The sequence below is a fragment of the Enterococcus sp. ZQ21 genome (genome assembly GCF_030053755.1).
Taxonomy (GTDB): domain Bacteria; phylum Bacillota; class Bacilli; order Lactobacillales; family Enterococcaceae; genus Enterococcus_B; species Enterococcus_B lactis.
This window is the reverse complement of record NZ_CP125658.1, coordinates 2,601,384-2,608,312: the sequence shown is the minus strand read 5'-3', so window position 1 is coordinate 2,608,312 and position 6,929 is coordinate 2,601,384. Positions and strand designations below refer to the sequence as shown.

The following is a 6,929-nucleotide window of genomic DNA, read 5'->3' as shown; positions in this document are numbered from 1 at the left end:
ATAAGGCCTCCTCCTTCATTAAAAAGTGAATAACTAGTACTAATTTAGCATTTTTTTTAATAGTTTTCCACAGAAACCGAAGAAAAAAATTTTTTAATTACAATTATCCACATAATCGACAAATAAAAAAAAGAGAAAAACACAGCTGTCAAAAAAAGTTTTCCACACCACTAATGCACAGGTGGACAACTCGTAAAAATCACTAGATTTCCTCCTATACCTGTGGATAACAAATATATATTTATCAATAGTTTAGGGACAAAATGCACAGAAAAATGCCTGGTTGTGGATTACTTTTTTTACACGTGTGTTTTCTGTGTAAAAGTACCTCGTTATTATTTGTGGATAATTCCTGTGCATAACTTTTTCCACATGGGATTCCCATAGAAAAAAATAATCTTGTGGATAAGTTTTGACAAGCGATCTTCTATTTTATATTGACAAAATCACTACTTTGTCGTTATACTATCAAAGTATGTCTGTGTTTATAAAATAGATAAGAACATTTTGGAGGTGGAATATATGAAAAGAACATACCAACCAAATAAACGTAAACGTCAAAAAGTTCACGGATTCCGTAAACGTATGAGTACTAAAAATGGACGTCGTGTGTTAGCTAGCCGTCGTCGTAAAGGAAGAAAAGTTCTTTCAGCTTAGGCCACTGGGGTTTCAGTGGTTTTTTTTATACTCTTTTTTAGGGAAATGATGAAAGGACAATCGTAATTATGGTATGATTATGAGCGTAAGTGAGAGATAGAAAAGGAAAGAAAACTAATGAGAAAAGCGTATCGAGTAAAAAAAGAACGAGAGTTTCAAGCCGTGTTTCATACGGGAGATTCTTTTGCTAACCGCAAATTCGTCGTTTACCGTTTGAAAAAACCGGGACAGCCTCATTTTCGAGTTGGTTTATCTGTAGGAAAAAAGGTCGGCAACGCGGTAAGCCGCAATGAAGTCAAACGAAAAATCCGAGCAGCAGTTTATTCTATAAAAGAAGAGATTGATCCGGAGTTGGATTTTATTGTGATTGCTAGACCAAGTGTGAAGGGGCTGACTTATGATGAGGTTCGCTCCAATTTAGTCCACGTCTTAAAACTTGCAAAAATAATCGACAGAGAGGAAAAGAGTAAGTGAAGAAATACAAACGTTTACTTTTGATGGCCGGTATCGTTAGTTTGGTCATCGTCTTATCCGGTTGCGGAACTGGGGAAGTCAGCGCACAAAGTACAGGAATTTGGGATCGTTATATTGTTTATTACTTTGCTGAGGCGATCAAGGCGTTGTCATTTGGTAATGCAGGGATAGGGATCATTTTATTTACATTGATCATCCGTGTGATCTTGTTGCCGCTGATGCATTTCCAAACAAAGAGCATGCGCAAGACACAAGAATTACAACCGAAATTAAAAGCACTGCAGCAACAATATAGTTCAAGAGACCCAGAAACACAAAGTAAATTAAGAGAAGAGCAACAGCGTTTATATGCGGAAAATGGAGTCAATCCATATGCTGGTTGTCTTCCTTTATTGGTACAAATGCCAATCTTGATGGCGTTATGGCAATCTATTTCCCGTGTACCTGAGTTGAAACAAGGCCATTTCTTATGGTTGAACTTAGGGAACGCGGATCCAACATTTATCTTGCCGATTCTAGCAGCAATCTTTACTTTTGCAAGTACGTATTTATCTAGCATGAGTCAGATTGAATCGAATGCATCAATGAAGATCATGAATTTCGTGATGCCTGTAATGATTTTAGTGATGGGTGTCAATTTAGCCAGCGGTCTTTCATTATACTGGGTGGTTTCCAATGCCTTCCAAGTTGTACAAACGCTGCTGATCAACAATCCTTTCAAAATTCGAAAAGAACGGGAAGAAGAAGCACGTAAAATCCGCGAAAGAGAACGTGCATTGAAGAAAGCAATGAATCCTAAGAAAAAACGGAAATAATAGGGGAGGGAATGCTAATGCCGATTTATGAAGCTGCAACAATAGATGAAGCTGTTCAACTAGGTCTAGCTGATTTGGGTTTGGCCAAAGACCAAGTTGAAATCGAAATACTGGAAGAAGGAAAAAAAGGTTTCCTAGGAATGGGCCGAAAAAATGCACGGCTTTCGATCCAGCCAAGTATCAGTGAAAAAATTTCTGAAACAGTAGAACAGACGGTAGAAGAGATTTTAGAAGAAGAACCAACAGCTGAGATCGAGGTAGTCAACGAAACGATTCTTGAAGAAAAAACAGAAGAAGTAAGTGAGCTAGGTGATGAAGCAGCTTTAACGGAATTGGCAGTCTATCTTACTGAAATTTCAAAACAGCTTGATGCTCCAGCTCTTGTCAAAATGGAAAGAGAATCCAATAATATGGTCGTTTTCCATTTAGAAACACAAAAGCAAGGGTTACTGATTGGGAAACATGGAAAAACGCTGAATGCATTGCAATATCTGGCACAAGTCTTCATCCATCGTTTAGCAAGAAATAAGCTATCTGTAGTGGTCAATGTAGGCAATTACCGTGAAAAGCGCCAAGAGATCATTCAGCGTTTAGCTGATCGCACGGCTGAAAAAGTAAAACGGACAGGACAGCCTGTTTTCTTAGAACCAATGCCTGCCTTTGAACGTAAACAAATCCATGCTGCATTAAGTAAAGATGAACATGTAAAAACACATTCGGAAGGTGAGGAACCTTATCGTTACTTAGTAGTTGAACCTGCTAAAAAATATTATTGATTCCATTACTTTTTGAATAAATCACGTTGACAAAGTTTTTCAAACCAAGTATATTTTACTAGAAATCATTCTTATCAGAGTATACGATGAAGTAGTCACTAACTTTGATAGAAAAAAGCGGAACGAAACTGTTTTCAGTTTTGCTCCGCTTTTTTTGTACCTGTTTCATTTAACCAATCGTCGTTTGGATAAATTGGATCACTGTTCCATAAGCAAAAAGTTCCAGAAAATACTTTCCATCCCGATTTCTTTGCTGATACTCAAAATGACAGTTGATCACCGCATTCGCACCATATTCAAGAACCTTCATCTTTAATTTCCTCTTCGTTGTCAAGAAAAGATCCTCTTTGGGAAAAGCTGGGTCAAACAAATCAGCTTCTAAGCATTCCACAACAAAAACGATATCGCGGACGATATATTTTTGATTGATATTTCCTGTAGATAAAACAACATCGTTGATCCGAGAATCACTTTCTTCTTTCAATGCATCAGAGTTGAACTGGCTCACTCCTTTTCTCCTTTCAAAAGTGTATAGTTTAGATAGCGCTACCATTTAGTGTACCGTTTTTTTTAAGAAAGATAAAGCCTTGTTTATACAGTATTTTCTCTTCGAATAAACCAAAGAACACAAAGAGACATCCAAAGTCAATTAAATGTAAGGTAATGGAATCAGGTGAGGTACAACTTCATATAACTTGTTTTAAACACTTGATTCCTTATAGCAAGTGTGATAACCTATGACCAGAATTTAATCAAGAACAAGCAGTCAAAGTGCGAAGTTCACCGTTTATTATGCATAAAGGGTGGAGTGGGCACTTTTTTTGTGCGCAAAATGAAAAAGGAAGTGAAAAAATGGCTGAAATTATTTTAGAATTTGATACGATTGCGGCAATTTCTACCCCGCCTGGAGAAGGGGCAATCAGTATCGTTCGTTTAAGTGGCGATCAAGCTGTGCAACTAGCAGATAAAGTTTATCATTCTGGGAATAAACGACTATCTGAAGTACCAAGCCATACGATTCATTATGGACATATCGTTGATCCTAAGAGCGATCAGCTAGTCGATGAAGTCATGGTCTCTGTGATGAGAGCACCAAAGACATTTACGCGGGAAGATGTAGTAGAAATCAATTGTCACGGCGGGATCGTCGTAGTCAATCAAATTTTGCAGTTATTGTTAAGAGAAGGGGCAAGATTAGCTGAGCCAGGCGAATTCACAAAACGGGCATTCTTGAATGGTCGTGTTGACCTTTCACAGGCAGAAGCTGTGATGGATTTGATTCGGGCAAAAACAGACAAAGCAATGGGGTTAGCCCTTAATCAGTTAGACGGCAATCTGTCTGCTTTGATCCGCTCATTGAGACAAGAGATTTTAGAGACATTAGCTCAAGTAGAAGTAAATATTGATTATCCCGAATATGACGACGTCGAAGAATTGACTACGAAGTTATTGCTTGAAAAAGCACAGATGATCCAACAAAGAATCCAAGCACTACTTGCTACGTCCAAGCAAGGAAAGGTTCTGCGGGAAGGGTTAAGTACGGCGATCATCGGTCGGCCAAATGTCGGCAAATCAAGCTTGTTAAACCATTTGTTAAGAGAAGAAAAAGCCATCGTTACGGACATTGCAGGAACGACTCGAGATGTAATCGAAGAGTATGTCAATGTTCGAGGCGTACCGCTCAAGCTAATCGATACAGCTGGAATTCGGGAAACAGAAGATGTGGTGGAACGTATCGGGGTCGAAAGAAGCCGTAAAGCATTAGCAGAAGCAGACTTGATCTTACTTGTTCTAAACCAAAGCGAACCACTGACAGCAGAAGATGAACAATTACTGGAAGCGACAAGTGGATTGAAACGGATCATTCTTCTAAATAAAACAGATTTGCCAGCACAGTTGGAACAAGAAAAATTGAACAAATGGAACGAAAATGAACCAGTTTTTTCAATTTCCGTAGCTAAAAACGACGGACTAGATCGTTTGGAATCAGCTATTTCTGATTTATTCTTCAGCGGAGAAACAGGAGAAAGAGACGCTACTTATGTTTCCAATACCCGCCATATCGCATTGTTAGAAAAAGCTTCCCTGTCACTTGAAGAAGTCATTGCAGGTATTGATGCAGGAATGCCTGTGGATCTCGTTCAAATCGATATGACGCGTTGCTGGGACTATCTAGGAGAAGTGGTTGGCGATAGTGTACAAGATGAATTGATCACTCAATTATTCAGTCAATTTTGTTTAGGAAAATAAAAGGAGGAACAAACGATTGAAACATTATGAAGCAGATGCGTATGACGTGATCGTTGTCGGCGCAGGACATGCCGGTTCAGAAGCTGCACTTGCTGCTGCACGTATGGGCTCAAAAACGTTATTACTGACAATAAATTTGGATATGGTAGCATTCATGCCATGTAATCCTTCTGTAGGCGGACCAGCTAAAGGCGTTGTTGTTCGAGAAATCGATGCGCTAGGTGGAGAAATGGGTAAGAATATCGATAAAACCTATATCCAAATGCGTATGTTGAACACAGGAAAAGGTCCAGCTGTCCGAGCATTGCGAGCACAAGCAGACAAACATGCTTATTCAACAGAAATGAAACATACAATCGAAAAAGAACCAAATTTGACGTTAAGACAAGGAATCGTCGAAGAACTGATCGTCGAAGATGGTGTTTGTCATGGTGTAGTGACTTCCACAGGAGCGAGCTATCGGGCAAAAGCAGTTGTTATTACAGCCGGAACAGCACTTCGCGGAGAAATCATTATCGGTGAATTAAAATATTCATCAGGTCCGAATAACTCTCAACCTTCTATTGGACTAGCGAATCATCTAAAAGAACTTGGCTTTGCTATCGAACGGTTCAAAACAGGAACACCGCCTCGAGTAAAATCAAGTACGATCGATTATTCTGTTACAGAAGAACAACCTGGTGACAAAGAGCCGAATCATTTTAGCTTCAGCACACCAGATAGTGCCTATAAACTAGATCAGGAATCTTGCTGGCTAACCTATACAGGTGAGACGACTCACCAAATCATTCGAGACAACTTACATCGTGCCCCAATGTTTACAGGGATCGTTGAAGGGGTAGGCGCTCGCTATTGTCCATCCATCGAAGATAAGATTGTGCGTTTTGCAGACAAACCACGTCACCAACTATTTTTAGAACCAGAAGGCTTGAACACAGAAGAAGTCTATGTTCAAGGGTTATCTACTTCTTTACCAGAAGATGTCCAAGTCGACATGCTTCATTCCATCGCCGGTTTGGAAAAAGTAGAAATGATGCGTACAGGATATGCTATCGAATATGACGTAGTAGAACCACACCAACTCCGTCCGACATTAGAAACTAAAGTCGTTGAAAATCTTTATACAGCTGGACAAACAAATGGTACAAGCGGGTATGAAGAAGCGGCTGGACAAGGACTGATTGCTGGTATCAATGCAGCTTTGAAAGTTCAAGGAAAAGAGCCTTTAGTGATCAAACGAAGTGATGGTTACATCGGTGTCATGATCGATGATTTGGTGACAAAAGGAACGAACGAGCCTTACCGTTTGCTGACTTCACGTGCTGAATACCGTCTGCTTTTACGTCATGATAATGCAGATTTGCGATTGACAGAAATGGGTCACCGTGTGGGCTTAGTAAAAGAGGACCAATACAAGGCTTATTTGAAGAAAAAAGAAGCAGTTGAACAAGAAATCAAACGTTTGATGAATGTACGGATCAAACCAACAGAAGAAGTTCAAGCCTTTTTAGCGACGATTAATGCGGCACCTCTAAAAGATGGCGTACTAGCAAGCGACTTTTTAAGACGCCCTGAGATTACTTATGCAGATCTTCTACGGTTTATTCCAGAGAATGAAGAATTAACACGAAAAGAAATCGAACAAGTAGAAATCCAAATCAAATATGAAGGCTACATCAAAAAAGCCATGGAAAAAGTAGAAAAATTAAAACGCATGGAAGCGAAAAAGATTCCAGAAAACATCGACTACGCAGCAATCAACGGATTAGCAACAGAAGCAAAACAAAAATTGCAGAAAATCCAACCAGAAACAATTGCCCAAGCTAGCCGGATCAGCGGAGTAAATCCTGCAGATCTAAGCATCTTAATGGTCTATATCGAACAAGGGAAGATTGCGAAAGTCGAAGTGTAAAGTATTGATACGAACGGATTATTGAGAATAAATGAGTCCTTATCG

7 protein-coding genes are annotated in these 6,929 nt (G+C 39.4%); 6 read left to right on the top strand and 1 reads right to left on the bottom strand.

Features of this window, described 5'->3' with window-relative positions; translation table 11 throughout:
• The first annotated feature begins 522 nt into the window (after positions 1–522).
• The 4 genes from rpmH to jag all read left to right on the top strand — a co-directional run bounded on the left by rpmH (position 523) and on the right by jag (position 2,722).
• Positions 523–657, top strand: a complete 135-nt coding sequence (gene rpmH / locus QK255_RS12595) for a 50S ribosomal protein L34 (RefSeq protein WP_002293121.1) — start codon at positions 523–525, stop codon at positions 655–657.
• 117 nt (positions 658–774) lie between these two features.
• Positions 775–1,131 (top strand): ribonuclease P protein component, encoded by a 357-nt coding sequence (gene rnpA / locus QK255_RS12590; RefSeq protein WP_002293120.1) that lies wholly within the window; start codon positions 775–777, stop codon positions 1,129–1,131.
• Positions 1,128–1,946, top strand: a complete 819-nt coding sequence (locus tag QK255_RS12585; protein ID WP_002309900.1) for a YidC/Oxa1 family membrane protein insertase — start codon at positions 1,128–1,130, stop codon at positions 1,944–1,946. Before rnpA ends, QK255_RS12585 begins: the two co-directional genes overlap by 4 nt.
• A 17-nt stretch (positions 1,947–1,963) precedes the next feature.
• Positions 1,964–2,722, top strand: a complete 759-nt coding sequence (gene jag, locus QK255_RS12580; RefSeq protein ID WP_002293118.1) for an RNA-binding cell elongation regulator Jag/EloR — start codon at positions 1,964–1,966, stop codon at positions 2,720–2,722.
• 169 nt (positions 2,723–2,891) lie between these two features.
• On the opposite strand, the gene QK255_RS12575 is transcribed toward jag, so the two are convergent.
• On the bottom strand, positions 2,892–3,275 hold the full coding sequence (locus tag QK255_RS12575) for a hypothetical protein (RefSeq protein ID WP_073357676.1): 384 nt from the start codon (positions 3,273–3,275) through the stop codon (positions 2,892–2,894).
• A gap of 299 nt (positions 3,276–3,574) precedes the next feature.
• Here QK255_RS12575 and mnmE point away from each other — a divergent pair, with 299 nt between their 5' ends.
• Both mnmE and mnmG read left to right on the top strand, forming a co-directional pair.
• Positions 3,575–4,972, top strand: a complete 1,398-nt coding sequence (mnmE, locus tag QK255_RS12570; RefSeq protein WP_283341561.1) for a tRNA uridine-5-carboxymethylaminomethyl(34) synthesis GTPase MnmE — start codon at positions 3,575–3,577, stop codon at positions 4,970–4,972.
• A 16-nt stretch (positions 4,973–4,988) separates the two neighbouring features.
• A complete protein-coding gene (gene mnmG, locus QK255_RS12565) occupies positions 4,989–6,884 on the top strand; it encodes a tRNA uridine-5-carboxymethylaminomethyl(34) synthesis enzyme MnmG (RefSeq protein WP_098041231.1) in 1,896 nt (631 codons plus the stop codon).
• Positions 6,885–6,929: the final 45 nt, after the last annotated feature.